The organism is Streptomyces sp. XD-27 (assembly GCF_030553055.1).
Taxonomy (GTDB): domain Bacteria; phylum Actinomycetota; class Actinomycetes; order Streptomycetales; family Streptomycetaceae; genus Streptomyces.
In genome coordinates this window covers 7250849-7276988 of the sequence record NZ_CP130713.1, presented here as the reverse complement: position 1 = coordinate 7276988, position 26140 = coordinate 7250849, and the positions used below count along the sequence as shown (strand labels likewise).

The 26140-nt window shown below is 70.4% G+C and carries 25 protein-coding genes and 7 pseudogenes; 17 read left to right on the top strand and 15 right to left on the bottom strand.

What is annotated here, in order from left to right:
- Positions 1–33: 33 nt before the first annotated feature.
- Positions 34–471: a DUF4442 domain-containing protein gene (locus Q3Y56_RS31950; RefSeq protein ID WP_304465889.1), complete on the bottom strand. Its 438-nt coding sequence runs from the start codon at positions 469–471 to the stop codon at positions 34–36.
- 110 nt (positions 472–581) lie between these two features.
- On the opposite strand from Q3Y56_RS31950, the gene Q3Y56_RS31945 reads away from it, so the two are divergent.
- Positions 582–1730, top strand: a complete 1149-nt coding sequence (locus tag Q3Y56_RS31945) for a hypothetical protein (RefSeq protein WP_304465208.1) — start codon at positions 582–584, stop codon at positions 1728–1730.
- 126 nt (positions 1731–1856) lie between these two features.
- Here Q3Y56_RS31945 and Q3Y56_RS31940 read toward each other — a convergent pair whose 3' ends face one another.
- Both Q3Y56_RS31940 and tuf read right to left on the bottom strand, forming a co-directional pair.
- A complete protein-coding gene (locus Q3Y56_RS31940) occupies positions 1857–2702 on the bottom strand; it encodes a spermidine synthase (protein WP_304465207.1) in 846 nt (281 codons plus the stop codon).
- Positions 2703–2935: 233 nt separating this feature from the next.
- On the bottom strand, positions 2936–4123 hold the full coding sequence (tuf, locus tag Q3Y56_RS31935) for an elongation factor Tu (protein WP_304465206.1): 1188 nt from the start codon (positions 4121–4123) through the stop codon (positions 2936–2938).
- A gap of 276 nt (positions 4124–4399) precedes the next feature.
- Here tuf and Q3Y56_RS31930 point away from each other — a divergent pair, with 276 nt between their 5' ends.
- Together Q3Y56_RS31930 and Q3Y56_RS31925 are read left to right on the top strand one after the other, a co-directional pair.
- The gene (locus Q3Y56_RS31930) at positions 4400–5242 is read left to right on the top strand and encodes a TVP38/TMEM64 family protein (RefSeq protein ID WP_304465205.1); all 843 of its coding nucleotides are present in this window, start codon (positions 4400–4402) and stop codon (positions 5240–5242) included.
- A gap of 24 nt (positions 5243–5266) precedes the next feature.
- Positions 5267–6142 (top strand): undecaprenyl-diphosphate phosphatase, encoded by an 876-nt coding sequence (locus Q3Y56_RS31925; protein ID WP_304465204.1) that lies wholly within the window; start codon positions 5267–5269, stop codon positions 6140–6142.
- Positions 6143–6256: 114 nt separating this feature from the next.
- Here the strand turns inward: Q3Y56_RS31925 and Q3Y56_RS31920 are convergent, their stop codons facing one another.
- On the bottom strand, positions 6257–6883 hold the full coding sequence (locus Q3Y56_RS31920) for a flavin reductase family protein (RefSeq protein ID WP_304465203.1): 627 nt from the start codon (positions 6881–6883) through the stop codon (positions 6257–6259).
- Positions 6884–7225: 342 nt separating this feature from the next.
- Between Q3Y56_RS31920 and Q3Y56_RS33655 the strand changes: the two are divergent.
- A pseudogene (locus Q3Y56_RS33655) lies at positions 7226–7469 on the top strand (hypothetical protein); the annotation flags it as partial.
- A 139-nt stretch (positions 7470–7608) separates the two neighbouring features.
- Here Q3Y56_RS33655 and Q3Y56_RS31910 read toward each other — a convergent pair.
- Positions 7609–8034: a VOC family protein gene (locus tag Q3Y56_RS31910; RefSeq protein WP_304465201.1), complete on the bottom strand. Its 426-nt coding sequence runs from the start codon at positions 8032–8034 to the stop codon at positions 7609–7611.
- A 277-nt stretch (positions 8035–8311) separates the two neighbouring features.
- On the opposite strand from Q3Y56_RS31910, the gene Q3Y56_RS31905 reads away from it, so the two are divergent.
- The 4 genes and pseudogenes from Q3Y56_RS31905 (at position 8312) to Q3Y56_RS31890 (ending at position 10724) form a co-directional block, all read left to right on the top strand.
- Positions 8312–8881 (top strand): pyridoxamine 5'-phosphate oxidase family protein, encoded by a 570-nt coding sequence (locus Q3Y56_RS31905; RefSeq protein WP_304465200.1) that lies wholly within the window; start codon positions 8312–8314, stop codon positions 8879–8881.
- A gap of 189 nt (positions 8882–9070) precedes the next feature.
- Complete coding sequence (locus tag Q3Y56_RS31900) at positions 9071–9226, top strand: hypothetical protein (protein ID WP_304465199.1); 156 nt, start codon at positions 9071–9073, stop codon at positions 9224–9226.
- Between the two features lie 138 nt (positions 9227–9364).
- Complete coding sequence (locus tag Q3Y56_RS31895; protein ID WP_304465198.1) at positions 9365–9784, top strand: YciI family protein; 420 nt, start codon at positions 9365–9367, stop codon at positions 9782–9784.
- Between the two features lie 7 nt (positions 9785–9791).
- A pseudogene (locus tag Q3Y56_RS31890) lies at positions 9792–10724 on the top strand (RNA polymerase sigma factor).
- 106 nt (positions 10725–10830) lie between these two features.
- Here the strand turns inward: Q3Y56_RS31890 and Q3Y56_RS31885 are convergent.
- Together Q3Y56_RS31885 and Q3Y56_RS31880 are read right to left on the bottom strand one after the other, a co-directional pair.
- Positions 10831–11246 (bottom strand): annotated as a pseudogene (locus tag Q3Y56_RS31885) (VOC family protein).
- Between the two features lie 211 nt (positions 11247–11457).
- Entirely contained in the window at positions 11458–12918 is a 1461-nt protein-coding gene (locus Q3Y56_RS31880) for an MFS transporter (protein WP_304465197.1), read from the bottom strand.
- Positions 12919–13099: 181 nt separating this feature from the next.
- Here Q3Y56_RS31880 and Q3Y56_RS31875 point away from each other — a divergent pair, with 181 nt between their 5' ends.
- The 4 genes and pseudogenes from Q3Y56_RS31875 to Q3Y56_RS31860 all read left to right on the top strand — a co-directional run bounded on the left by Q3Y56_RS31875 (position 13100) and on the right by Q3Y56_RS31860 (position 16190).
- Positions 13100–13447 carry a YciI family protein gene (locus tag Q3Y56_RS31875; RefSeq protein ID WP_304465196.1) on the top strand — a complete coding sequence of 116 codons (348 nt, stop codon included), beginning with the start codon at positions 13100–13102 and terminating at the stop codon, positions 13445–13447.
- 53 nt (positions 13448–13500) lie between these two features.
- Positions 13501–14784 (top strand): RNA polymerase sigma factor, encoded by a 1284-nt coding sequence (locus Q3Y56_RS31870; protein WP_304465195.1) that lies wholly within the window; start codon positions 13501–13503, stop codon positions 14782–14784.
- Between the two features lie 19 nt (positions 14785–14803).
- Positions 14804–15255, top strand: a pseudogene (locus tag Q3Y56_RS31865) (endo alpha-1,4 polygalactosaminidase); the annotation flags it as partial.
- Positions 15256–15311: 56 nt separating this feature from the next.
- Positions 15312–16190 carry an IS5 family transposase gene (locus Q3Y56_RS31860; protein WP_304465194.1) on the top strand — a complete coding sequence of 293 codons (879 nt, stop codon included), beginning with the start codon at positions 15312–15314 and terminating at the stop codon, positions 16188–16190.
- Between the two features lie 119 nt (positions 16191–16309).
- Here the strand turns inward: Q3Y56_RS31860 and Q3Y56_RS31855 are convergent, their stop codons facing one another.
- Positions 16310–17368, bottom strand: coding sequence for a hypothetical protein (locus tag Q3Y56_RS31855; RefSeq protein ID WP_304465193.1), 1059 nt, complete (start codon positions 17366–17368; stop codon positions 16310–16312).
- A complete protein-coding gene (locus tag Q3Y56_RS31850; RefSeq protein WP_304465192.1) occupies positions 17365–18360 on the bottom strand; it encodes a hypothetical protein in 996 nt (331 codons plus the stop codon). Before Q3Y56_RS31850 ends, Q3Y56_RS31855 begins: the two co-directional genes overlap by 4 nt.
- Before the next feature lie 728 nt (positions 18361–19088).
- Here Q3Y56_RS31850 and Q3Y56_RS31845 point away from each other — a divergent pair.
- Positions 19089–19313 carry a hypothetical protein gene (locus Q3Y56_RS31845; RefSeq protein ID WP_304465191.1) on the top strand — a complete coding sequence of 75 codons (225 nt, stop codon included), beginning with the start codon at positions 19089–19091 and terminating at the stop codon, positions 19311–19313.
- A 189-nt stretch (positions 19314–19502) separates the two neighbouring features.
- On the opposite strand, the gene Q3Y56_RS31840 is transcribed toward Q3Y56_RS31845, so the two are convergent.
- Positions 19503–20282 (bottom strand): transposase, encoded by a 780-nt coding sequence (locus Q3Y56_RS31840; protein ID WP_304461596.1) that lies wholly within the window; start codon positions 20280–20282, stop codon positions 19503–19505.
- A gap of 41 nt (positions 20283–20323) precedes the next feature.
- Here Q3Y56_RS31840 and Q3Y56_RS31835 point away from each other — a divergent pair.
- Positions 20324–20857 (top strand): annotated as a pseudogene (locus Q3Y56_RS31835) (dihydrofolate reductase family protein); the annotation flags it as partial.
- A gap of 49 nt (positions 20858–20906) precedes the next feature.
- Here the strand turns inward: Q3Y56_RS31835 and Q3Y56_RS31830 are convergent.
- Both Q3Y56_RS31830 and Q3Y56_RS31825 read right to left on the bottom strand, forming a co-directional pair.
- Positions 20907–21038: pseudogene (locus Q3Y56_RS31830) on the bottom strand (DUF5701 family protein); the annotation flags it as partial.
- 57 nt (positions 21039–21095) lie between these two features.
- On the bottom strand, positions 21096–21338 hold the full coding sequence (locus tag Q3Y56_RS31825; RefSeq protein ID WP_304465190.1) for a hypothetical protein: 243 nt from the start codon (positions 21336–21338) through the stop codon (positions 21096–21098).
- 30 nt (positions 21339–21368) lie between these two features.
- Between Q3Y56_RS31825 and Q3Y56_RS31820 the strand changes: the two are divergent.
- A pseudogene (locus Q3Y56_RS31820) lies at positions 21369–22153 on the top strand (FAD-dependent oxidoreductase).
- An 80-nt stretch (positions 22154–22233) separates the two neighbouring features.
- Here the strand turns inward: Q3Y56_RS31820 and Q3Y56_RS31815 are convergent.
- Complete coding sequence (locus tag Q3Y56_RS31815) at positions 22234–23400, bottom strand: MFS transporter (protein ID WP_304465189.1); 1167 nt, start codon at positions 23398–23400, stop codon at positions 22234–22236.
- A 72-nt stretch (positions 23401–23472) separates the two neighbouring features.
- Between Q3Y56_RS31815 and Q3Y56_RS31810 the strand changes: the two genes are divergently transcribed.
- The gene (locus Q3Y56_RS31810) at positions 23473–24315 is read left to right on the top strand and encodes a LysR family transcriptional regulator (protein ID WP_304465188.1); all 843 of its coding nucleotides are present in this window, start codon (positions 23473–23475) and stop codon (positions 24313–24315) included.
- Positions 24316–24659: 344 nt separating this feature from the next.
- Here the strand turns inward: Q3Y56_RS31810 and Q3Y56_RS31805 are convergent, their stop codons facing one another.
- Positions 24660–24794 (bottom strand): hypothetical protein, encoded by a 135-nt coding sequence (locus tag Q3Y56_RS31805; protein ID WP_304465187.1) that lies wholly within the window; start codon positions 24792–24794, stop codon positions 24660–24662.
- Positions 24795–24882: 88 nt separating this feature from the next.
- Between Q3Y56_RS31805 and Q3Y56_RS31800 the strand changes: the two genes are divergently transcribed.
- Positions 24883–25218 carry a hypothetical protein gene (locus Q3Y56_RS31800; protein WP_304465186.1) on the top strand — a complete coding sequence of 112 codons (336 nt, stop codon included), beginning with the start codon at positions 24883–24885 and terminating at the stop codon, positions 25216–25218.
- A 313-nt stretch (positions 25219–25531) separates the two neighbouring features.
- Here Q3Y56_RS31800 and Q3Y56_RS31795 read toward each other — a convergent pair whose 3' ends face one another.
- Positions 25532–26122 (bottom strand): TetR/AcrR family transcriptional regulator, encoded by a 591-nt coding sequence (locus tag Q3Y56_RS31795; protein ID WP_304465185.1) that lies wholly within the window; start codon positions 26120–26122, stop codon positions 25532–25534.
- Between the last annotated feature and the right edge of the window lie 18 nt (positions 26123–26140).

Genomic DNA, 26140 nt, shown 5'->3' with positions numbered 1-26140 from the left:
CGACGGGCAGCGACGGGTGGGACTGATGGGGTGTCAGCTGTTCGGGCGCAGGGTCCAGACGATGGTCATCTCACCGGTGACGGCGCCGTCCTCGCGGGTGATGGCGATGTTCACCGGGAACTCGGGGCGCTCGCCGGCGTCGAGCGCGGCGACCACCTCGGCGACCGGCCGGCCGATCTCGGCGGTGGCGGTGACCGGGCCCTTGGCGAGCTTCTTGTAGCCGATCTCGGCCCGGACGGCGAGCGGGACGGCGCGGGAGAGCTGGTCGCCGAAGGCGGCGAGGACGATGGCGCCGCTCGCGGACTCGGCGAGGGTGAACATCGCGCCCGCGTGCGGTCCCGCGACGTGGTTGTGGAAGTCCGGCTGGTCGGGCAGACGCAGGACGGCGCGCTCGGTCGAGGTCTCCAGGAACTCCAGGTTCAGGGTGCGCACCATGGGCACCGTGGCGGCGAGCATCTCGCCGATCGACATCCGGGACTGGGGCTGAGTCTGTGACATACCGGAAAGTTACCAGCGGGTAGCCACGGTGGGGAAGACCGGGCGTGGCAGCGCCCCTACCGGCCCGTTTAGGGTTACGTGCCATGTGGCCAGGACAGCAGCCGCCCGGGGGCGAGCAGAACCCGCAGCAGCCGAACCCGTACCAGCAGCCCGGGTATCCGCAGCCGGGCTACCAGCAGCCCGGGTATCCGCAGCAGGATTACCAGCAGCCTGGGTACCAGCAGCCGGGGCCTCCGCAGCCGGGTCCGTACCAGCAGCCGGGCCCCTATCAGCAGCCGCCGGGCCATCAGCAGCCGAACCCGTACCAGCAGCCGGCCGGCCAGAACCCCTATCAGCAGTCCGGGCAGCAGCCGTACGACCAGCCGAACACGGACCGGAACGCGTCGGCCGGTCCGTCCGGCGCCCCCGAACCGCCCCGGAACGGCGGCAAGCGGACCGCCACCATCGCGATCGTGGCGGCGGTCGCCGTCATCGCGGCGGCCGTGGTGACCGGCGTCCTGGTGCTCGGCAAGGACGACGACGGCGGGGGCGAGGCCAAGGGCGCCGCGCGGCCCTCCTCCCCGCCGTCCGCCTCCGCGCAGGACCCCGGGGGCTCGGGCGCGGACGGGGACAACGGGCAGACCGGCGGCGACGGCGAGGTCAAGGCGGTCGTCCCCGGCTGGGATGTCGTGGTCAACCGCAAGCGGCTCAACGCCTTCGACGTGCCCGACGACGACTGGAACGTCAAGGGCTCGTCGTGGTCGACCGGCTTCGCGGACGACAAGGGCAAGCCCTTGGTGCGCATGTCCGCACCCGCGTTCTTCCAGGAAAAGTGGTGCAAAGACAACAAGGGTGGCCACCAGGCCGTCAGTTCGCTGGCGGGCGTGGGCACGAAGGGCGCGCAGGGGGCCAAGAACGAGGCCGAGGCCGCCCGGGTCGAGGCCGGCAACTGGGCGGTCGCCGGATTCGACCAGGACCAGAAGGGCGATCTCAAGGTCTCGGCGGCCAAGCCGTTCCGGAGCGAGCACGGCCTCAAGGGCTATGTCTCCTCGGCCACGGTCACCGGCGTGCCGAAGGAGGGCAAGTGTGACAGCGACGGCAAGGCTTACGCCGTCGCCTACACCGACGCCAACGGGGAATACGCGGTCTGGGTGCTGTACGCCGCCAAGAACGTCACGGGTGAGCTGCCGGACGCGACCATCGAGAAGATCATGAAGACGCTGCGTCCGCTCAAGCCGGCCACCACGTCCTGACCACCGCCGGCCGCCACGTCCCGACCACTCCCGGCCGCCACCTGACCGCCGTCGGCCTTCGCTGACCGGCGCTCATCGTGGCGCTGACCCGTTGAGGTCGGGCGGCCGGGTGGCCGGGTGGCCGGGTCAGCCGATGGTGAAGGCCCCGCCCGGCGGCTGCGGGGAGGGCACGGCGTCCGCGTCCCGGACGGGCGCGGCTCCCGCGGTGAAGCGGTCCAGCGCCGGACCGTATTCCACGCGGGCCGGGAACGCGTCGGCGGCGGTGCGGCGGGCCAGGGCACCGACCGGCAGTTCCGTCTGGGAGGCCAGCAGGACGGCGTTGCCGAAGCGGCGGCCGCGCAGCACCGCGGGCTCGGCGATCAGGCACAGGTGCGCGAAGGCCGTGGCGAACGTGGCGACCTGTGACCGGAGGAAGGCGAACGGGGCGCCGTCGGCGAGGTTCGCCGCGTACCGGCCGCCGGGGCGCAGCGCGCGGGCGGCCGCGTGCGCGTACTCCACGGACGTGAGGTGCGCGGGCACCCGCGAGCCGGTGAAGACGTCCGCGACCACCACGTCGGCGGCGGCGGGCGGCGCGGCCTCCAGCACCGTGCGGGCGTCCGCCCGGCACAGGTCGATCCCGGACCCGGGCTCCACCGGCAGCACCTCGGTGACCAGGTCCAGCAGACCGCCGTCGGCCTCGACGACGCGCTGCCGGGACCCGGGGCGGGTGGCCGCGACATAGCGGGGCAGGGTCAGCGCGCCGCCTCCGAGGTGCAGGACGTCGAGCGGGGCGCCGGGGGCCGCGGCGGTGTCGAGGACGTGGGCGAGCCGCCTCGCGTACTCGAACTCCAGGTGGGCGGGGTCGTCCAGGTCGACGTACGACTGGGGGGCGCCGTCGACGGTGAGCAGCCAGGCCCGCGCACGGTCCACGTCGGGCATCAGCTTGGCGGTGCCGCCGTCCACGGCGCGACTCACGGGTATGGGCTCGTCCACCCCCACATTGTGCCGGGTACGGCGCGCCCGGATGTCGCCGGTGGCTGCGCGCCTGCGCGGCCTCCGGCGCCGCCGCGGGGAGCTGCCGCACGCGGTCCCCGGCGCCGCCGGTGGAAGTTCGGCGTACGGCGCCCCCCGGTGTCGCCGGTGAAGGCGGCCCCGTAGGCGGCCCTCGGCGTCCCCGCTGGAGGCGCCGCACCCGGCCCCTGGTCAGCGCCCTACGCGGGCTCCGGTCAGTCCGCGACCGCGGTCACCGTGCCGGCGCCGACCGTGCGCCCACCCTCGCGGATCGCGAACCCGAGCCCCGCCTCGAGCGGCACGTCGCGGCCCAGCTCGACGCGCATCTCCACCGTCTCGCCGGGGCGCGCCACGCCGGTGGCGCCCAGGTCCACGTCCCCCACCACGTCGGCCGTCCGCAGATAGAACTGCGGCCGGTAACCGGTGGTGAGCGGGGTACGGCGGCCGCCTTCCACGGTGGACAGGACGTAGACCCGGGCGGTGAAGCGCCGCCGGGGGGTGACACTGCCCGGCGCCGCGACGACCTGCCCGCGGCGCACCGCGTCGCGGGCGACACCACGCAGCAGCAGCGCGACGTTGTCCCCGGCCTGGGCGTACTCCATCGGCCTGCCGAACGTCTCCACGCCGGTGACGACGGTGGTGGCGCCCATCGCGTCCGTCCCGCCGAGGAGTTCGACGCGGTCGCCGACGCGGACCGTGCCGCGCTCGACGGCTCCGGTGACCACGGTCCCGCGGCCGGTGATGGTGAGGGCGTTCTCCACCGCCAGCAGGAACGGCGCGTCGGTGTAGCGCACGGGCATCGGCACGAAGGTGTCGACGGCGTCGAGCAGCGCCTCCACCGCGCCGGTCCAGCGCGGGTCGCCGTCCAGCGCGCGCAGCCCGGAGACCCGCACCACGGGAGTGGTGTCGCCGGGGTAGCCGTGCGCGGTCAGCAGGTCGCGGACCTCCAGTTCGACGAGGTCGGTGAGGTCGGGGTCGCCCGCGTCCGCCTTGTTGAGCGCCACGACGATGTGGTCGACCCCGACCTGGCGGGCGAGCAGCACGTGTTCGGCGGTCTGCGGCATGACGCCGTCGAGCGCGGAGACCACCAGGATCGCCCCGTCCAACTGGGCGGCGCCGGTGACCATGTTCTTGACGTAGTCGGCGTGGCCGGGCATGTCGACGTGGGCGTAGTGCCGGGTGTCCGTCTCGTACTCGACGTGCGCGAGGTTGATGGTGATGCCGCGCGCGGCCTCCTCCGGCGCCCGGTCGATCCGGTCGAACGGGACGTAGGCGCCGCCGCTGCCGCGGTCGCTGAGGACCTTGGTGATGGCGGCGGTCAGGGTGGTCTTGCCGTGGTCGACATGGCCCATGGTGCCGATGTTGAGGTGCGGCTTGGTGCGGACGTAAGGCTGCTTCGACATGGGCTTTTCCGTTCCTTCCTCGGAACAGGGGTGAACGTCGCGGACCCCGAGGGCCGGACCGACCCTCCCCTGGCGGGGTCCGTCGGAAGATCCGAGGAGGGTCAGCTTCGGGCGCCGTCGAAACAGGCGGCCACCGAGGCGAGAGGGTGGCGGACGGCAGCCTTCGGCGCGTCCGCGAGGGCGGACGTCGGCTTCGGGAAGGCGTACCGGGGCATGTCGCTGATCATGGCCCCACGGGCTGGGGGGCGTCGACTGGTTTTCCGATACGCTCCTTCGATGCCCCATGCCGCCGCTCCGCCCCCGCGCCCGGCCCCGCGCCGCGCCCGCGTGCTGCTGTCCCCGTGGTCGCGGCTGGGGCTGCTGTTGGTCCTGCTGGCCGGTGCGGCGACGGCGGTGCTGGTCTGGGAGCCGCAGCGGCTGATCGCCGACGGCTGGCCGGATCGGCTGTCCGGCTCGGGCGCCATCGTGGTGTTCGCACTCGCGTACGGGGTGTGTACGGCGGCGCTGGTGCCGAGGCCGCTGCTGAACCTGGCGGCAGGGGCACTGTTCGGCACCCTGGCAGGACTGCCCGGCGCCGTGGTGGGGACCGTACTCGGCGCAGGAATCGCCTTCGGGTTGGGCAGGCTGCTGGGGCAGGACGCGTTGCGGCCGCTGCTGCGCGGCCGCTGGCTGACGGCGGCCGACCGCCAGCTGTCGCGGCACGGCTTCCGCTCGATGCTCGCGCTGCGCCTCTTCCCCGGCGTGCCGTTCGCGGCCGCGAACTACTGTGCCGCGGTGTCGCGGATGGGCTGGCTGCCGTTCCTGCTGGCGACGGGTCTGGGCAGCGTGCCGAACACCGCCGCGTACGTGGTGGCGGGCAGCCGGGCGGCGACGCCCACCTCACCGGTCTTCATGGCGGCCATGGCCTTCATCGCGCTGACCGGGCTGGGCGCGCTGGTCGTCGCCTGGCGCAGACGGGGGCGGCTGCGCCCGGCCGCGGAGGCGGCGGTGAACGGGGACCTTGTGCGGAGCGCCGGGCCCGGGGACGCTACGCTGCCCCGGCCGCCCGGTGATCTCAAGTCGCCCTGGCCTCCCACCCGGAACCCCGCCTGGCCTGCACGTTCGTGGACCAGCGCATGATCAACCTTGGATAGCGTAGACGCAATGTCATGGTTCGAATCACTCATCCTCGGACTCGTCCAGGGGTTGACCGAGTTCCTGCCGATCTCCTCCAGCGCGCATCTGCGGCTGACCGCGGCCTTCGCGGGCTGGGACGATCCCGGCGCGGCGTTCACCGCCATCACGCAGATCGGCACCGAGGCCGCGGTGATCATCTACTTCCGCAAGGACATCGGGCGGATCATCTCGGCGTGGTTCCGGTCTCTGGTGGACAAGCGCATGCGGTCCGACCACGACGCCCAGATGGGCTGGCTGGTGATCGTCGGATCGATCCCGATCGGTGTGCTGGGCCTGACCCTCAAGGACCAGATCGAGGGACCGTTCCGCGATCTGCGGCTGACCGCCACCATGTTGATCGTCATGGGCATCGTGCTGGGTGCGGCGGACCGGCTGGCGGCGCGTGACGAGAACGGCGGTCGGCACCGCGCGGTCAAGCAGCGCAAGACGCTCAAGGAACTGAGCGTCAAGGACGGTCTGATCTACGGCGTGTGCCAGGCGATGGCGCTGGTGCCCGGCGTCTCCCGGTCGGGAGCGACGATCAGCGGCGGTCTGCTGATGGGCTACACGCGCGAGGCGGCGGCCCGCTACTCGTTCCTGCTCGCGATCCCCGCGGTGCTGGCCTCGGGAACGTTCGAACTCAAGGACGCGGCGGAGGGCGGGCACGTCTCCTGGGGCCCCACGATATTCGCGACGATCATCGCGTTCTTCGTCGGCTACGCCGTGATCGCGTGGTTCATGAAGTTCATCTCGACGAAGAGCTTCATGCCGTTCGTGGTCTACCGGATCCTGCTCGGCGTGGTCATCTTCGCGCTGGTCGGTATGGACGCGCTGAGCCCGCACGCGGGCGAGTCGGGCGACTGACGGACCGAACGCACGATACGGCTGTCGCGAGGCCCCGCCCGGATCTTCCGGGCGGGGCCTCGCGCGTACCGTTCCGGCGGCGGAGCAAGGGCGCGCCGCACCGTGACCGGAGGACTATGCGGTGGGACCGCCCGTGCGGTGGCCGGGCCAGTCCGCGTACCGGATACGGCCCAGGTCCGAGACCTCCCCCAGCGTCGCCCACTCGTCCCGGCCCAGGCGGCTGAGCGGACGCAGCCGCGTCACCTCCGGGTGCCCGTCGTCGACGACCTGCTCGGCCACGGCAGCGTGCACGACCCGGCCGAACACCACGGTGGAGTCGCCCAGCCGCAGCGTGCTGTGCAGCACGCACTCCAGAGCCACCGGCGAGTCCGCCACACGCGGCGCCTTGACCCGCAGGCTCGGCTCGCGGCCGATCCCCACGGCATCGAACTCGCTGACACCGCGCGGGAAGTCCACCGCGGTCTCGTTGATCTGCTCGAAGAGGTGCTCGGGGGCGAGGTTGACCACGAACTCGCCGGTGTCCTCGACGTTCCGCAGCGAGTCCTTGCGTCCCACGGAGGTGAACTGGACGACCGGCGGCGCCACGGAGGAGATGGTGAAGAAGGAGTGCGGGGCGAGGTTGTCGGTGCCGTCCGCCGAGACGGTGGAGACCCACGCGATGGGGCGGGGCACGACGGTGGCGGTCAGCAGCCGGTAGAACGCGTGCCGGTCGCACTGCTCGGGGTCGAAGTCGATGCGCATGGCAGCCAGTATCCACACCGAAGCGGCGCACCCTGACGGCGGACCGACGGCCTGGCCCACCCCTGGCGTTTCGGCGGAAGGTGCCCGCATGTTCGGTAGACATCGACTACCGGAGCAGCATCCCTCTGTCGACACCCCCACCTGCGACGACTTCCCCCCCCTCGCCCCCGCAGGCCCGACGCGGTCGGATCACCCTCAACCTGTGGCGACCAGCTCTCGGCCTACCTCCCTCGGCGCCCCGGCGGCTACCTGCGCATCTCCTCCGACCGCTTCGGCCTGGAGGCCGGCGTCGACCGGTTCACGCTGCCCGAGCGCCGCGAGATCAAGAAGATCGCCAAGTCCAAGTTCGGGCCGCTCAACCTGATGCCCCACCCCGGAAAGCAGTGGGCCGAGCGGGGTGGCAAGTACAGGACCCCGACGGCTCAACCGCATCGAGGCCCAGTTCACCGCCCTGCGCTACTTCACCCTCGACGGTACCGACCACGCCGACCACAAGGAGCAGGGCAGCATGATCCGCCGCTACATCATCTGGCGAAACCGTCACGCCGACGACCGGCGCCTACGCGCCGTCGTCGACAGGGCGAGCGGCAACCGGAACGCCCCGGCGAACACACTGGGCATTCGCCATGTCGCGTTCGCCGTCGAGGACATTGACGCCGTCGTCACCGGTCTGCGAGCCCGCGGCGAAGGGTGGAGCTGGACAGATTGACACCCGGGGGTTCTCCTCAGACGACCGGTTCGCCGATGCCCAGCAGGTTCCCCTCGCTGTCACGGAACCAGGCGCCGCGTTCGCCTCGTGCCCCCTTGCTCGGGTAGTTCCCGTCGATGTCGGCGATCCCGTCCCTCGTTCGAAGCCCGGGTACGTCGACGTCTTCGAACACCACACCGCGCTGTTTGAGCTCCGACACGACTGTCTCGATGTCGTCGACCTCCCACCCCATCTGAGTGAAGGTGCCGGGCGAAGCCCCCGTCGATTGGAACAGCGCGAAGTCCACGCCTCCGCACCGGTACAGCAGCCCACCGGGCCGTTCATCGACGGGCTCCAGACCGAGCTGCTCGGAGTAGAAGCGCCGGGCCCGGTCCAGGTCCTGGGCTGGAAGCCTGGTCGCCACGCGTGCCCGGGCCAGAACGTTGCCGCCGCCTGCGTTCATGGCCCCACTGTGCCGTGAACAGCGGCCAAAGAGGCGCAGGCAGCAGGTGCGTGCCACGGCGGTCTCACCGATCGGGTGAAATCCAGGGGCGTCGCACAGCGTGAGCCACCAGGCGTACGGGCCCGCCTGCAGCCGATCCCCATCTCGATCAAGATCCGGGTCCGGGTCCGGGTCCGGGATCAGCCCCAGGCACCGGTTTGCGATGAGTCCGGTCGGCGGGCGGAGTCAGTACGTGAGGGGGACCATGTGAACGACCGAGGGCCGAGAGGAGTCCGCCATGCCGGCACAGGCTCAGAGGCAGGAACCGCAGACCGATCTGGACGCGCGCTACAGCTCCCCCGGCGCCACCGCCACGCCCTGGGCCGAGGCCGTCTCCCGTCTCGAGAAGGCCGAGATCTTCTGGCTGTCGACGGTCCGTCCGGACGGCCGCCCCCACGTCACGCCGGTGATGACGGTGTGGATGGACGGGGCGCTCCACTTCACCACCGGTGAGCGGGAGCGCAAAGGGCTCAACCTCGCCGCCAACCCGCACGTCGTCCTTACCACCGGCACCAACGCCTATGGCGAGGGCTGCGACCTGGTGGTCGAGGGCGAGGCGGTCCGGGTCACCGACGAGAAGCGGCTGGCCGAGCTGGCGGCCGCCTGGGAGGCGAAGTACGGCCCGGGCTGGCACTTCGAGGTGCGGGACGGCGCCTTCAGCCTCGCTACGACGACGGCAGCCCCGCCACCGACCGAGGAGACCAGGGACGCGGGCCGTGCCGTGGTCTTCGAGGTGGCGCCGCGGACCGCCTTCGGATTCGGCAGGGGCGAGGGCTTCAGCCAGACCCGCTGGCGCTTCACTCACTGAGAGCGGTACGCCTACGGAATGGCCTCTTGAGGTGGTCGTCGTGCCGGTCACCGATACGGCTCAGGCCCCGAGCCCACAGACCAGTGCGGCTTCTACGCCGACGCCGACGTGTCTTTTCGTCACCGTGACCACGTCCGACATCGGCTTTCATGTCGCGCAGAGGGCTGGCCGCTCGGGGCGGGCGGGCACGTGATCGTCACGGGACGGGCCCCCGAGAAGCGCCGCCAGGCGGTCGAGCGACTGCGTCGCGAGGACATGGGCGGCGAAGAGCAGGTCTGTCCCGCCTGCGGACAGCCCGTCGAGTGCGAGACGTACATCGAGGAGGGCGCCGAGCACGAGGGGTAGCCCGGCCTGTCCGCCACGGAAGAATCATGACCCCGAGCCCCGAAGCCATGTCGAGAATCCCTGCCCGGCTCCGACGTCCCCTGTGAGAGCCGCCCACCGAGGGGCGGCGGAGCCGACGCACACCGAAGGAGCTGACTGATGAAGTACCTGGTCATGGTGCAGGGCACGCAGACGGACTACGACGCCATGCGAGGCAAGGCGTCCGAGCACTCCCCTGCCTGGAGCGAGGAGGAGATGCAGGCCATGTACGCCTACATGAACGCGATCAACGACGACCTCTCCGAGAGCGGCGAGTTCGTCGACGGCCAGGGACTGGCCGAACCGGACCGGACCCGGCTGGTCTCCCTGGACGCGGACGGCAATCCCGTCATCACCGACGGGCCGTACGCCGAGACCAAGGAGTTGCCGGCCGGCTACTGGGTGCTGGACTGCGCGAGCCTGGAGCGGGTCACGGCGATCGCCGAGCGTGTCGCCCGGTGCCCTCAGCCCGCCGGGGCACCCGAGTACCCGGTGGTGATCCGCCCCATCATGGAAGGCGGCGCCGGGGACATCTGCTGAGGTGCCTGTGAGAGCGACCACCGAAACCGAGGACCTGCTGCGCGGGCACGCACCGCAGGTCCTCGGTTTCGGTGGTCAGGCGGTACGGGCACTTCGACGCTGCCGAGGACGCCGTACAGGAGGCGCTGCTCGCGGCCGCCGGGCAGTGGCCGCGGACCGGCTTCCGGACAACCCACGCGGCTGGCTGATCAAGGTCGCCTCGCGGCGGCTGACGGATGCCCTGCGTAGCCGCCCAGGTCGCGCTCACCCTGCGTGCGGTCGGCGGTCTGACGACGGCGGAGATCGCCCGCGCGTACCTGGTCCCGGAGGCGACGATGGCACTGGGGGTGCCCCCTCTGGGGGAGCATCAGCCGCGCCAAGCAGAAGGTGCGGGGCGTGCGCTTCGGGCATCCGGAGAACTGGGAGGAGCGCCTCCCGGCCGTGCTGCACACCCTCTACCTGATCTTCAACGAGGGCTACACGGCCACCTCCGGCGCCGCCCTCCAACGGCAACGACCTGGCGGACGAGGCCATCCGGCTGACCCGCAGGGGCCACCGGCTGCTGCCCGACGACCGCGAGATGACCGGCCTGCTGGCCCTGATGCTGCGCGCCGCGATCGCCGCCGTGCACGACGAGACGCCGCCGGCCGAGGCCACGGACTGGCGGGAGATCCTGGGCCTGTACGACGTCCTCGTACGCCTGGTCCCCGGCCCCGTCGAACGCCTCAACCGGGCCGTCGCCGTCGCCATGGTCCACGGCCCGCGCGCCGGACTGGCCGAACTTGACTCGTTGGAGGGAGAGTTGAAGGGACACCGCTTGGACGCGGTCCGCGGCCACCTCCTGGAACGCACCGGCGAGACCGAGGCGGCCCGAGCCGCCTACGAATCGGCGGCCGCCCAGACCCTGAGCCTGCCGGAACAGCGCTACCTCCGGGCACGCGCGGCCCGCCTGAGGCGCTGAGAGCTGTCCGATGGGCCAGGTGACGGCCCGTCGGACGCGCCCCGGCGGGACCTGGATGCGGACACAGGTCAGCGACCCCTGCGATCGCCGGCGTGTCGACGCCGGATCAGGTCTGCTGTTCGCTGATGTTGACCATCCACGTGATACCGAACGTGTCCGTGCACATGCCGAACACGTCGCCCCACATCTGCTTCTCCAGGGGGACGGACACCGTGCCGCCGCCGGACAGCTTGTCCCAGTAGCCGCGCAGTTCGTCCGCATCGTCGCCGCTCAGACTCACCGCGATGTTGTTCCCGGGTCTGTGCTCCGTCCCGGGCGGATTGTCGGCCCCCATCAGGGTGAATCCACCGGCGGTCTCGAGCATGCTGTGCATGATCTTGTCGCCGTATCCGGGGGCGTCTCGGAGCCGAAGTCGCCATAGGTGTGGACGGCCAGGCTGCCGCCGAAGACCTCCTTGTAGAACTCCATGGCTTGCTTCGCTTCACCGGAGAAGCTGATGTACGGGTTGAGACGAGAGGCCACGTCCAGTCCTTTCTGACGGATGATCAGTGCGGGCAGCCTACGTGCGCCAGAGGCGAAACCGGCTTGCGCGCCACCCTCGACAGACGACTGCCGCGCCCGAAGGGCCCAAGCCGTAGTCGGCCGGGGCCGGCGGGGCGGCCCGCTCTCACCATCTCCGCCAGTGCGGCGGCTCTATGCGAGCCCAGCGGCGCGAATCGGCGCGGTGTCCCGGCTACGCGCCCGTCAGGCCGACGTCGGCGGGCCGTGTGGTCCGGCGCGTCGTCGCCTCCGGGGGCTGGACTTCGCGCGGGGGTGCGAGCAGCGCCGAGACGATGCCGCCCGCCGCCAGGCCCGCGCCGACCCACAGGGCGGGTTTGAAGGCGTCGACGAAGGCGTCCGGCGTTCCGTAGACGGTCGGGCCCGTGAAGACGGCCGCGAGGACGGCGACCCCGAAGACGCCGCCGAGCTCGCGGATGGCGCTGTTGGTCCCCGAGGCGACGCCGGCCTCCTGGTGCGGAACGGCGCCCATGACCGCGTTGGCCACGGTCGGGAAGCACATCGACGTCCCGATCCCGGCCACCGTGAGGGCGATGCTGAGCTGGGCGTACCCCATGCCGGGCTGGGCGATCGCGGCGACCCAGCCGAGCCCGACCGCCTGCAGCGCCAGCCCTGCGGCCATGAACGGGCGGTTGCCCCAGCGGTCGGCCAGGGCGCCGGCCACGGGCGCGATCACCATCGGCGTCGCGGTCCAGGGAAGAATGCGCAGGCCCGCTTCGAGGGGCGAATTGCCGAGCCCGGTCTGCAGGAACTGGGCCATCAGGAACAGCGCGCCGAAGAGCGAGGCGTACATGAAGAAGCTCACGCCGTTCGCTGTCGTGAAGCCGCGCAGCCGGAACAGGCTCAGGGGAACCATCGGGCTGCGGGCCCGGCGCTGCCAGGACAGGAAGCTGGCGACCAGGACGGCCCCGGCCACGAGCGCCGAGACCACCTCTGCACTGGCCCAGCCGACCGTGTTGGCGCGTACGAGTCCCCAGGTCAGGCCCAGGAAGCCGGCACCGGCAAGGGCGAGTCCGACGAGGTCGAGACGTGGCCGGGGGCCGAAGCTCTCGGTGAGCCTGGCGAGGGCGAGCGGGGCCAGGGCCAACCCGATCGGGACGTTGAGCCAGAAGATCCACTGCCAGTCGAGGCCGTCGGTGATGGCTCCGCCGACGACGGGTCCCATGGCGACCGCCGTACCGGCGACGCCGCCCCACAGGCCGATGGCCATCCCGCGCTTCTCGGCCGGGAACGCCTGGCTGATCAGGGTGAGGGTCAGGGGCATCACGACCGCCGCGAAGGCGCCCTGCACCGCGCGGGCGGCGACCAGGGCGCCGACGGACGTCGAAAGGGCCGCTGCCGCGGAGGCGACGGCGAATCCGAGCAGGCCGACGGCGTACATGCGCCGCCTGCCGAACCGGTCGCCGAGCGCGGCCCCGGTCAGCAGCAGGCAGGCGAAGGCCAGGTTGTAGGCGTTCACCGTCCATTCGAGGTCGGTGAGGGTCGCCTCCAGGTCGAGCCGGAGCACGGGCAGGGCGGTCGCGACGACCAGCGTGTCGAGGGCGACCATGAACAGCCCGAGTGAGGACAGGAACAGGGTCCAGCCCTGGTGGGGCCGGGCCGACACCGGGGCGCGGGGAGGACTCTGGTACGGCATGGCGTCCGCTCCTTGCTGTCGTGTGGCGGATTCCGTCTCACCCCTTCGACGGGCGAGGAGGCGACGTATCGACACGAAGCGCCAGAAAATTGTTCACAGGGTGGTGTCGATACGGGCGGGCGCCGGACGTCGGCATCGATGAGAGGCTCGATCGGCGGGCCCGGACGAGAGGGGTCGCGCCATGGCGCAGTACCTGATCCTGGTCTACGCGGACGAGGCGTCCTTGTACGAAGCCGCGAAGGAGGTGTGGGACGAGGAATACCGGGCGCACCAGGCATTCGGCGAGGCCAACGCGGCCGCCATCCTCGGGAGCAACGCGCTGCACCCGACCAGCACCGCCACCTCGATCCGCCGGGACGACTCGGGCGGCTTCGCCGTCACGGACGGGCCGTTCGCCGAGACGAAAGAGGCACTGGGCGGCTACTACCTGGTGGAGGCCTCCGACCTTGACGAGGCCATCGCCGTGGCCAAGCAGGTGCCGTCCCGCTTCGGCGGTGTCGAGGTCCGCCCGGTGATGGTGTTCGACTGACGGGGACTGACAGGGACTAACAGGGACTGACGGGGACTGACGGGAGGCCCTCGGTGGCCCGAGACCACGTGGCCCCGGCCGTCGCCACCGCGGTCGCGGACGCGCATCGCCGCGAGTGGGCCTTCGTGCTCGCCGCGACGGCGCGCGTCACGCGCGACCTCGACCTGGCGGAGGAGTGCGTGCAGGACGCGTACGCCAAGGCCCTGACGGCATGGAGCGAACGCGGCATCCCCCGCCGCCCCGGAGCATGGCTGACCACGACGGCCCGTAACCGAGCCCTGGACGAGCTGCGGCGGAACGCGGCCCTGCGCCGGTCGCTGCCCCAGCTCCTCGACCGCTCCTCCGACCCGGAGCCGGAGCCGGAGGCCGCGGCGGACACGGATGCGGCAGAGGAGTTCCCGGACGACCGGCTGCGGCTGATCTTCACCTGCTGCCACCCCGCCCTCGCCCAGGAGGCGAAGATCGCGCTGACGCTGCGGCTGCTGTGCGGCCTGACCACAGCGGAGGTGGCACGTGCTTTCCTCGTCGGCGAGTCGGCCATGGCCGCCCGGATCACCCGGGCCAAGAAGAAGATCGCCGCCGCGCGCATCCCGTACCGAGTGCCACCGGCAGACGAGCTGCCCGCCCGTATCGACGCGGTCCTGACCGTGGTGCACCTGCTCTTCACCACCGGGCACACCGCCCCGACCGGCGACGCCCTCATCCGGCGTGACCTCGTGGAACGGGCTCTCGACCTCGCCCGGATGCTCCGCACACTGCTGCCCGAGGACCCCGACGTCGCCGGGCTGCTCGCCCTGATCCTGCTCACCGACGCCCGGCGCGAGACCCGCTCGACCGACGACGGACGGCTGCTGATCCTCGCCGATCAGGACCGTACGCGGTGGGACCGCGCCGCGATCGACGAGGGGATCACCCTCGTGCGCGAGGCCCTGCGCCACAGGCCACCGGGCCGCTTCACACTGATGGCGGCCATCGCCGCGGTCCACGCCGAGGCTCCGACCTGGCAGGACACCGACTGGCGGGAGGTCGTGGCGCTCTACGACGTACTCGTCCAGATATGGCCGTCACCCGTGGTGGCCCTGAACCGGGCCGTGGCGGTGGGGTTCGCCGACGGCCCTGCCGCAGGGCTCGCCGCACTCGACGCGCTGGCCGCCGAGCCGCAACTGGCGAGCTACGGCTATCTGGCCGCCGCCCGCGCGGACTTGCTGCGCCGCCTCGGGCGCACCGCACAGGCACGAGCGGCGTACGAGGAGGCGCTACTCCTCACCGAGAACACCGTCGAACGGAACTTCCTGGAAGACCGCCTCCGGCAGCTCGACCGCGGCGGCAACCCCTGAGCGGACCACGTCCGACGCGATGTGGAGGACGCACCCGACGCCGGCTGCTCGGACGACCGAGCGCGAGGTGGTGCTTCCCGCGTCCCACGTCGGCTTCGATTACCAGATCGGCGGCGCCTATCCCCCGCCGCCGGGGGTGCGTGCGGTCTCCCGCGACCGCACGGCCAAGCCTCCACCGGGCTGTACAACATCTGCTACGTCAACGCCTTCCAGGCCCAGCCGGACGCAACCGGCTGGTAGCAGAAGAACCACCCCGACCTGCTGCTCCGGGACGACTCCGGAGCGCTGGTGATGGACCAGGACTGGGACGAGGCCCTGCTGGACATCTCCACACCGGCCAAGCGCAAGCGGCTCGCCGGCATCGTCGGGAAGTGGATCGACGGCTGCGCCGCCGAGCTGGCGAAGCAGGGAAGGCGCGCGGGATTCGACGTCGCCGTCGCCGAGGAGTGCGGCAAGTACGACGAATGCGGCTAGGGCGTGTCCGACGGGTCGCGTGACCGAACTGCGCTGGTGTCGTTCCGGCCAGCGTGGGGCGAGGTGATCTGTCGGATCGTGAATGGGCCCGGCTTGAGCCGTACTTGCCGAAGAACACAGGACGGGGCGGGCGGTGGACGTGCCACCGCAAGGTGATCAACGGGATCTTGTTCCGGCAGCGGACCGGTATCCCGTGGCGGGACCTGCCGACGCGGTTCGGGAAGTGGAAGACCTGCCATGACCGGCATCGGAGGTGGTCAGCTGACGGCACGTGGGAACGAGTCCTGCAGGCGGTTCAGGCCGATGCCGACGCGGAGGGCCGCATCGACTGGTCCATGGTCAGCGTCGATTCCACATCCTGCCGCGCCCATCAGCATGCCGCCGGAGCCCACCACCGCCCGGCGCGAATACCCGGCCGACAAAGGCGGCCTGCCCATCACCGGACGGACGAGGCGATCGGCCGCTCACGCGGTGGGCCCACCACCAAGATTCACCTGGCGAGCGATGGCGGCTGCCGTCCGCTGGCCGTCCTGGTCACCCCGGGCCAGTGGGGTGATGCCCCGCAGATGATTCCGGTCCTGGACCGTATCCGTGTCCCGCGCCTGGCCGGAGGGCATCCGAGGACGCGCCCGGACCACGTCTGCGGGGACAAGGCGTACAGTTCCCGCCGCAACCGGCGTTACCTGCGGCGACGGCAGATCCGGCACACAATCCCAGAGCGCCGGGACCAGCGGGCCAACCGCCAACGCCGTGGAAGCCGCGGCGGTCGGCCCACCGGCTTCGACCGGGCCCGCTATGCCCGCAGGAACGAAGTCGAACGAACCGTCAACGCCCTCAAGGGCTTCCGGGCCGTCGCCACCAGATACGACAAGAGAGCGTACGTCTTCCAGGGCACGGTCACCCTCGCCGCGATCCGGCTCTGGCTCCGGTAGGGACCTGCCGGACAGTCCCTAGTCACCTTCGGCGACGATAAATACGCCCGTGACGAGACTCTGGATGGATGTGCGGTCGGATGAGCCGCCATGCGCCGAACCGTCGTCCTCGGTGAGGATCACAGCCCGTGGTCGAAGGCGCGTGCCGCATCGATGGTGTTCAGCAATTTGAACCGGGTCTCGTTGCTCTCGGATGGGCCGATCAGGGCTGCTCCGACGACACTGAGGAACCTCGAGGGGCTACCGAAGGCCGATAGCTTCTGCCTGATCGTGATCGTGTCACCGGTGACCGTCGCCCTTGCCTCATCGTCGGCGGCGAAATTAATCGCGTTCGGGAAGTTGTTGGACTCGACACCGTCGTCGGCGTCAATCCGCCCGGTAAAGGCGCGGACCGCTCCGCCCCTCGAGTATTCGTACGCCGCGAAGTACTCCTGATCCGCCGTTTCGAACCGCACGACGAAGAGCAGTCGGTCGGCAGAGGGGACCTCGTCGACCGCCTCCTCGAATCGCTTCGCATCGCCGACCGACAGCTTAAAGCGGATGTTCGCACCGGCCCTGTCCAATTCGACGCCAGTGAGGTCGGCCCCGGGCAGGTTGGTGCCGCCGCCGATGCGGTTGGGCCATGTGGCGTCGCCGGCGGGATCGGCCATCGGACTCGACGGCACTGGGTCGTTGAACGGGGGTTTCCCGGCGATGAGGCTCGGACCGGTGAGCTGTTTCGCGAAGCGAATGCCGGTGCGGTTGCCGTCGTTGTTGTCATCGCTCCACGTGGTGTACAGACGGCCGTCGGGATCCATGCCCACCCTCATCCAGTTGCGCAGACCTCGGGTACCGCCCGCGGGACAGGTCCCCATTCCGTCGGTGCAGAATCCGCCCGTGTGAACCACGCGATGGTCGATGACCGATTGCGTGAAATCCGGGTTCGAGCTGAGGGCGTTGGCCGAGTGCGCAACGAACGGGTGCCATTCGGCATTGTCCGGCTGAGTGTCGGGGATCCCGGAGCCGTTGGTCCCGTAATAGACGATGGCGACGTTGCCCGGTGAGCCGGCGACGACGTTGCTGACGACAGCCGTTTCCGCGGCCCCCGTCGAAACGCGGACGGGGGTACTCCACGTGCTGCCGGGCTTGCCGCCTTGCGTCGGATCATTGGCCGGGTCGGAGATGTTCGACGTACTCATGACGATGTCGGAGCCGCTCTCTGTTCCCCAAACGGCATAGAGATTTCCGGCGGTATCGACGGTCGCCCACGGAAGGGAGAATCCGCGGTAGACACCCCCGGACCGCAGCCGCCGCATGCCAGGTCGTCCCCGACGTGGTGGGTCTGGAAGGTCTTGGTGCCGTCTGTGGAAACGGCGATGCCGACCCTCGGAGTGTCCTTCGCTAGGGGGTCAAATTCCTCGAACACCTGGTAGATGGTGCCGCGCGCAGGGCTCTGCGCCGACCGGTCCATCACCAATCGTGTCGCACCGCCCGCGCGGTACTTCGGAATCGGATCAACGTTCCACGAGGCCCCGCCGTCCTGTGTGGTCGCGTACTGCACGTCCGGACCCGCCGAAGCCGCCAGCGCCAAGTTGGCCCACTCGAGGTACGCCGTCTGGCCGCCCGGGGAGAGCAACCAGGGCCGGTCCATGCCCCCCGGCACGGTCACCGCGTTGAACGCGGGCCAGGTGTCGCCAGCATTGGAGGACGCGGACGCCGACATGGAGCCGAATCCGGGCACGATTCCCGACAGGTAGACGTTGTCATTGTCAGGGGAGAGCGCAAGGGTGCTGTTGCCCATGCCCGGATCGCCGCAGTGCGGCTGTGAGTTGCTGGTCGGGCAGCTCTCATCGAAGAGCGTCCGGAACGTGTCACCGCGATCGAGCGAACGTGCCACGATATTGGGGAGCGTGATGCTCGTTAGGGGGCGGATCCTGCCCCAGGGGAAGTCGACGAAGACGCGGCCATTGCCCCGCGTGTCCACGTCGACGCCGGGATCCGCTCCCGTCACGCGCTGCAGATCCACCCACGTCGCCGCATTGAACGTGAGCGTGTCCTGCTCCGTGGTGTTCGGCGCCGTATCAATGCCGATGTGACGGTCGGTTGCCGGCCCTGCGTGCCCCACGCCGATGGGTGCGAGGACAAGCGAAAACGCAACGGCACAGAGCACGAGGCGAGCGATTCTTGCCATGAGAGAACCGTCCTTCCTTACCGGGAGGCACCCGGTCACACCGCGACCGGCGGCCCCGTCCACCCCGCTGCACGTCGCCGACACGGCGACTGGGGTCGGCCGAGCGCACGCACCTGCCGTAGGCCGCTTGGCATGGGCCCGCACGAGCCGACCTCCGATGCCCGTTCTGCCTCCGCCAGCACCGCCGCACCCGCGCGGACGCGTGGGCAGCGTCTCGCCGCTCGATCTCGGAGCACATCCCCCACATGGGGGGCGCCAGCGCGCCCCAGCGGTCGCACGGAGGGGCGTGCGGGCCGTGAGGCCAACTCCGACCTAAGCGCCCGGCTCTCGTGGAGGTTCGCGCCGGCGATGACGACAACGGCAGAGTGCTGGCCGTTCTCGCCTATCTCAGGAGCTGACGGCCACGACCCATCGGACAGGACCTAGTACGACCTGCTGACGGATCTCGCGTACTTCCCCGTGGACGGCCTGCGGACGGCCGGGGGAACACGGCCGGCCCCGCGGCGGGCGGCCCGCGACGGTGCCGCGCCCGGCCATGTTCACCCTGCACGTCGTACGCCCACCCCACCGTGCCATGGCACGGCGGCAGCCCGTGATCCGTTCGGCTGAGCCGGACGGCGGAGCTCTGGGGACCATGACAGCCTGTCGGACGGGGAGGGGGATCACGAGGAGGACATGCGGTAAGCGTCAAGCCGATTCCCGAGAAGGACCCGCGTGTAGGAGATCGCATGACTGAAAGCCCGAAGGCGACATTCTTCGAGCGGTGCTTCCCCACAGCCGGCCGACTCAAGGAGCAGCGGCTGCTGCACGTCACCCCGGCTGACGAAGAACTGGTGCTCGTGTACTACGAGTACGAGCTGATGACAGGTGACCGGCATCGAAACGTCGAGGCGATCACCGTGCGGGACGGGCTCATCCAGGAGGTGCAGGTCTTCTTCGGCGGCAAGGTGTGAACGTCCACAACGGCAGCGGCGACCTATCGCCACCGTTCCCGGTGCGCATTCCGGCCGTTCGCCTCAGTCGGCCGTTCAGGCGTTATGGGCCCTGGCAGACGGTCGAACCCGTTACCGAGGAGGACTTCTGATGCGCAGCGTGACCTATTCGATGAGCGTCTCACTAAAGCTTGTCTCGTGACGCTGTGATCAGTGGCTGAGGGCGAGGTTGTGCATGTGGGCGACGCCGCTGGTGGCCCACCAGACGCCGTCGCCTTTCAGGCGGCAGTCGCGCAGGATCTTCCAGTTCTTCATGCGGGCGAAGGCGTGCTCGACGCGGGCGCGTACCCGCCGGTGGGAGGTGTTGTGCTGTTCCTTCCAGTCGGGCAGCCGGTCCTGCCCGGCCTGGCGACGGTGGGGCATCAGGACGCCGGTGCCCTGGTAGCCGCCGTCGGCGAGGACGGTCGCGGTGCCGCATGCCCCCTTGATGCCGGACTCGGCGAAGGCGGTGCAGTCGTTGCGGTTGCCGGGCAGCGGGCGGCCGACGGCCAGCACCACCCGGGTGTCCGCTTTGATCAGGACCTGGAGGTTCGCTGAGTACCGGTAGTTCTTCGACGAGGCCGACACCGTCCGGTCTCTCGTGGGCACCAGTGTGCCGTCCACGATGAGGATGTGGTGCCGTCCGGGCTTGTGCTTGCCCGGGGCCAGGGCCAGCAGGGGCCCGTGCCGGCCGATCATCCGGCCGACGGCCGCGGGGGAGATCCCGAAGAGCGGGGCGAGCTGGCGCATGGTGAGGTTCGTACGGCAGTACATCGCCACGAGCAGGACCCGGTCCTCCAGGGGCAGTGCCCACGGGCGGCCCGGCCGGTCCGGGTCCAGAGCCCGGCCACCGTTGCGGTGGACAGCCCGCACCAGACGCTGGAACTGACGCGGGCGGAGCCCGGTGAACACCTCTATGAGCTCACGTCGTTGAGCCGTGACAACCTGCACGACTAGCTCAACGCCGCACCCGACCGCGAGTTACGAGACAGGCTTTAGACGGCTACATCGTCGGGCCGGACGGCGACTTCGACTGGACGGCGCCCGACGAGGAGGTCTTTCGCTTCTGGATCGACGAGATTCGAGAGGTCGACGTCCACCTGTTGGGGCGACGGCTGTACGAGACGATGCTGTACTGGGAGACCGCCGACCAGGATCCATCGCTCGACGACGCAATGCTTGAGTGGGCCGCGCTCTGGAAGCCGCTCCCGAAGGTGGTGTTCTCGACCACGATGTCGGCGGTGGAGGGCAATGCCCGCCTGGCCTCCGGCGGCCTGGCGGAGGAGATCGAGCGGTTGCGAGCCGAGCCGGGGGCGGGCGACATCGCGATCGGCGGCGCGACTCTCGCCGCCGAGGCGGCCGCGTTGGGTCTGATCGACGAGTACCGGGCCATGGTCTACCCGGTGCTGGTTGGCGGTGGCATTCCGTTCTTTCCCCAACGCGAGCGCCGGGTGGATCTCGAACTCGTCGAGACCCGCACCTTCAGCTCGAGAGTCGTCTACCTCCGCTACCGCGTGGCGCGCTAGGTGTATTGATCACGAGCGTTGTTGACACTCGTGATCAATACACCTAGGGCTCGGTGAGCAGCAGCGGGGTGCGGTCCTGCTCAGCGAGGGCAGGCAGCGCCTTCTTCGGACTCCAGTTGGCCATGTGGTCGCCACGATCGAGGTCGGTGACGAGGGAGAAGGAGACGTCGGGCAGCTCCACGGTGTAATGACCAACAAGGCGGCCTGCCGGAATGTTCCCAGCGCGACCGACGCCCCGTCAGCCGCCCACCAGGACCGACAGATCCTTAGCACCGGTTTTCATGCCGATGCTCACCCCCCCCGCACAACAGTTGTGCTCCAGGTGCTCGGCAAGCGGAGTGTTCGAGGCGTTCCGCCAGTCGTCGAGCGAGAGTCGCGGCGATGCGGACGGTGTCGGTCGCATGTCGGTGTCGGTCGGTCCGTTGTAGACGGCGTGCCGGTGGGGTCTGGAACCTTTCAAGAGATCCTGCCGGGTGCCCATCCGGCAAGCGTGCGACAGCAAGGAACCACCATGACCACTGACGTCACGATCATCGGTGCCGGACTCGGCGGCCTGACGCTCGCCCGCGTCCTGCACGTCCACGGCATCCCGGCCACGGTCTACGAGGCGGAGGTCTCTCCGACGGCGCGTGCGCAGGGCGGGTTGCTCGACATCCACGAGGACAGCGGACAGCCTGCTCTGCAGGCGGCCGGCCTGATGAACGAGTTCCGTAGCCTCATCCTGGAGGGCCGCCAGGCGATACGAGTTCTCGACCGGGACGGGACCGTCCTGTTCGATCATGCCGACGACGGTACGGGTGGCAACCCCGAGGTGCTGCGCGGCGAGCTGCGGCAGATGCTCCTCGACTCCTCCCGGCCGGCACCGTCCGGTGGGGCCACAAGGTCAGCGGTACCCGTGCCCTCGGCGAGGGCCGCCACGAGGTGACCTTCGCCGACGGCACCACCGTCACCACCGGCCTGCTGGTCGGCGCGGACGGCGCGTGGTCCCACGCCCCGCCCATCGAGCACCGGTGGGAGCGGGTGCCGGGGGTGACCCTGCTCGGCGACGCCGCCCACCTCTCGCTCCCGAACGGCGAGGGCGCCAACCTGGCCATGTACGACGGCGCCGAACTGGGCAAGGCTCTCGCCGCGCACCCCGAGGACGTCGAGGCCGCGCTCACCGAGTACGAGCAAGCCATGTTCCCCCGCAGCGCCGCGGCCGCCACCGAAGGCACCCAGGTCCACGAGATGTTCTACGGAGCAGGCGCACCCCACAGCCTGATCAACATGTTCACCGGCCACGAGCAGACCCCGTGAGACGCCGGCCGAGGGCACCCCGGTAACTGGCACCTCTTGCTCAGGCGCCTCACCCTGCTGAGGGTTCAGAGACAGGGGCACTACCGCTGTACCGATGGCACCAAGGCCAGCAGGCATCCAGTCAGCGCGGCCGCGAGGCCGGCCAGCCCTGCCGCCGCGAAGCCGCCCGCTGGACCGGAGACGTCGATTGCCACGCCGACGATCGGGGATCCGAGCGCGAAACCCGCACTCTGCGCCGAGGATTGCAGACCTGTCGCCTCACCCCGCACGCTGGCCGGCGCCAGTCGGCTCACCGCGTCGGCCACCGCGGAAAGGGTCGGCGCGGTGAGAAACCCGGTGCCGACAACGGCCACGCACAACCAGGGCCAGTCGTGGGCAAGCCCTGCGGGAATCGTCACGAGCCCGAGCAAGCCGAGCAGCAACCACGTGGGCAGCGACCGGGACAGCGCACCGTAGATCAGCCCGCCGGCGACAGAGGTCACGCCGAGCACGGCCACGACCACGGCGGCCCAGGACACCTGACCTGCTTCTTCGAGCGTGGCGACGATGGCGAGGTCGACGCCGCTGAGCAGCGTCGTCGTACCGAACGCCATCGTCAGTACGGCAATCATGCCGACGCCCAGCCACTCCCGTCGCGGGGGTCGTCCGGCCGCGCCGGCATCCGCCTCGTCCGCGGCACGCAGCGGCGGGTTGAGCAAGGCGATCCCGGTTCCGCCGGCCACGATCGCGGCGCCGAGCCCCCACGCCACCACACCGGGGGACACCTTCGCGGCGCACAGGATCACGACCGCCGGGCCCACCATGTACGACAGCTCGCCCTGCACCGACTCCAGCGCGAACGCGGCCCGGCGCTGTTCCGCCGTCGTCATCGCGGCGATCGCCTGCCTGGTCACCGGCTGGGCCGGCACCATCAGCAGACCCGCCGCAAAGGCGGCACCCAAGAGGGCCCTGTACGGCAGGGTCGGCACGCTCAGCCAGAAGACGACCTGCACTACGACAGTTACCAGCAGCACCGTACGCAGGCCCCGCCGATCGATCATGCGGCCAAGCAGCGGCCCGCCCAGCGCCAGCCCGGTGGTCAGAGCCGCCGCGACACCGCCGGCTGCCACGTAGCTCATATTCAGGCCCAGCACGACATACATCGTCAGTGCCATCACGACAGCCGTGATCGCGGTACGGGCGAGAAAGGAAACGCCCAACAGCGATGCCATCCCCGGCACGGCGAGTATCTGTCGGTATCCGGTCACTGACGTGACGCTAGATCCCCCGCCAGGTCATAGGTAGTGATTCATTTGCTGTGGCTGACATAATGAATCGTTATGGCCAGGGATCTTGAAACCGCATTGCTGCGGTCCTTCGTCACCATCGTGCAGGTGGGCAGCATCAGCCGCGCCGCGACCACGCTCGGACATACCCAGCCCGCGCTCAGCCAGCAGGTGCGCAAGCTCGAGAGGGCCATCGGCCGTCCGCTGCTTCACCGATCACCGTCCGGTGTCTCGCTGACCCGGGCGGGCGAGGAGCTCCTGCCGTACGCCGAACGCATTCTCTCGCTCTCCGCACAGGCACTCACCGAAACCGGGCGCACGCTTACCGGCCGCTGCGGCGTCGGGTTGCTCGAAGACCTCGCCGCGTCCCAGCTTCCGCAGGCCCTCGCCGACCTCGCCCGGCTGCACCCCGGCGCAACGCTGGAGGTGCTCAGCATGTCCAACGCCGCGATGCGCGAGGCATACGACACGGGCCGCGTCCAACTCGTGCTCAACGAGGTGCCGGCCGTTCCCGGGCCACCGCGCTGGACGGTACGCCGCCCGCTGGTCTGGGCGATCGGCCAGGGTGTGGACGTGGCTGCCGATCCGCTGCCGGTGGTGCTGTTCTCGAACACGTGCTCCTGGCGTACGTCGGTACTGGAAACCCTGGAACGTGCCGATAGGCCCTGGCGGTTGGCCTTCGAAAGCAACAGCCTGGTCGGTGTGCTCGCCGCGGTACGGGCAGGGCTCGGCGTCGCGGCGCTCATGCCCACGAACCTTGAACCGGCCATGGCCTGCCACGACGCGGACGCCCTGCCCACCCTGCCGGACGTCGAACTCGGCCTCGCACGGCACCCACGATCCGAAGGTGATCCGCTGATCGATGCCGTTGAGACCGCGCTACGACGCATGATCTGAGTTGCTACGACGCATGATCTGAGTTTCCCAGCTGGCCGGCGCGCCGGTTTGCGTCCAACCCGCAACAGGAGTTGGCCAGGCGCCCATACGCTGGCGTCGTGGACGTACCAAGCTCCGTGGCGGGACGCCTTCCCTTTCCGGGGTGTCGCCGAGGTGAGCCCAGAAGCCACCAGTTGTTGATCTTGAGGCGTCAGCGCATCCGTCGGGCGGCGGGTCGCGTTCGGCGACGTGCCGGGCGACCGCGTCGACGCTCGGGCGTGCGTACCGCTCCAGGGAGCGGACGGAGTCGTGGCGGGAGCGGGCCAGCAGCATCGGGGTGGTGGTGCCCCCCTCGGCGTCGTGTGTCAGGGAGCTGTGGCGGATCCGGTGCAGTGTCCACCCGTCGCGCGCGGCTCGATGCCGGTGCCCTTGATCGCCTTGGCGAACTCGGCGTCGAACCGCTCCTTGCCGAGCGCGCGGCCGAGTTCGCTGGTCCGCACGCGAGACGGTTTCATCTGCAGGCCCGAGGGCGATGTTCCTCCTCGGCATCGCTGGTCCCTGCGGCCGGCCGCGGTCATCACCGACGACATGCTGCACGCCGTGCTCCGGCGCCGCGCAGGCGGTGAGTCCGTCGAACAGATCCAGCCCGACCTGATCATCCCCACCGGCAAGCGCAAGGGCCAGAACCCGTCCGTCGCGAGCATCTACCGGGCGCTGGCCGAGCACGCCAAGCGCGAGGCGTACCCCGAAGCCGTCGGGCAGGCACACGCCGACTTCGCTGCCCTCCAGGCCAGCGAGGTTCCCGGCCCGCGGGCGGCTGAGCAGGCCGGAGCCCACGCGGTGACCACGTACTCGCCGTCCCCCCATTCAGTCCCGACGGCCCGTTCTCTGGGGGTGGGCTGGGTGTGGTGTGACGTGGGGTGATGGAGGTTCATTGAGCCCTTGGGGCTCGTTCTCGGGGGGCTCTGCGGCGGGTTGTTGTACGACTCGGAGCAGGAGCTGCGGTAGACATCGACTACCGGAGCAGCATCCCTCTGTCGACACCCCCACCTGCGACTGTCGACATCCCCACCTGCGACGACTTCCCCCCTCGCCCCCCCAGGCCCGACGCGGCCGGGTCACCCTCAACCTGTGACGACCGGCCTGCGCGTCTCTTCCGACCGCTTCGGCCTGGAGGTCGGCGTCGACCGGCAGCTCGAAGACGACCTGGACCGCCGCCGCCCTGCCTAGCCGGTAGTCAGTGCGGTCGGCCTAGTCCGGCGATGAGGAGTTCGACCAGTCGACGTGCGTCGTAGCGGGGATCGCTGTCCGCGCCGATGCAGAGGTTCCCGACGCCGCGCATGAGTACGTAGGCGTCCATGTCGGAGCGGATCTCGCCTGCGGCGGCTGCGGCTTCGAGCAGCTGGGCGCACACGGGCACGAGCCGGTCGAGGAAGTAGGCGTGCAGCGCATCGAAGCCGGCGTCGTCGGACTGCAGCACGGCGGCGAGTCCGTGCTTGGTGACCAGGAAGTCGACGAAGAGGTCGATCCATCGCCCCAGTGCGGCGTGAGGAGTCGCGCTGGTCTCCAGCAGGGCTGGACCGGCCTTGGCGCAGGCGTCGACCTGGTGCCGGTAGACGGCGATGATCAGATCCGCTCGCGTCGGGAAGTGGCGGTAGATCGTGCCCAGCCCGACGCCGGCCTGGGCCGCGATGTCGCGTACCGGCGCTTCCACACCTGACGTGACGAAGACCGCGGCGGCCGCGTCGAGCAGCGTTTCCTTGTTGCGCCGGGCGTCCTTCCGCTTGGACTGGGCTGCGTGCCCCGCGCCCTCGTCGCTGTCGTTCACCGCGCCGCCTCCTCCGCT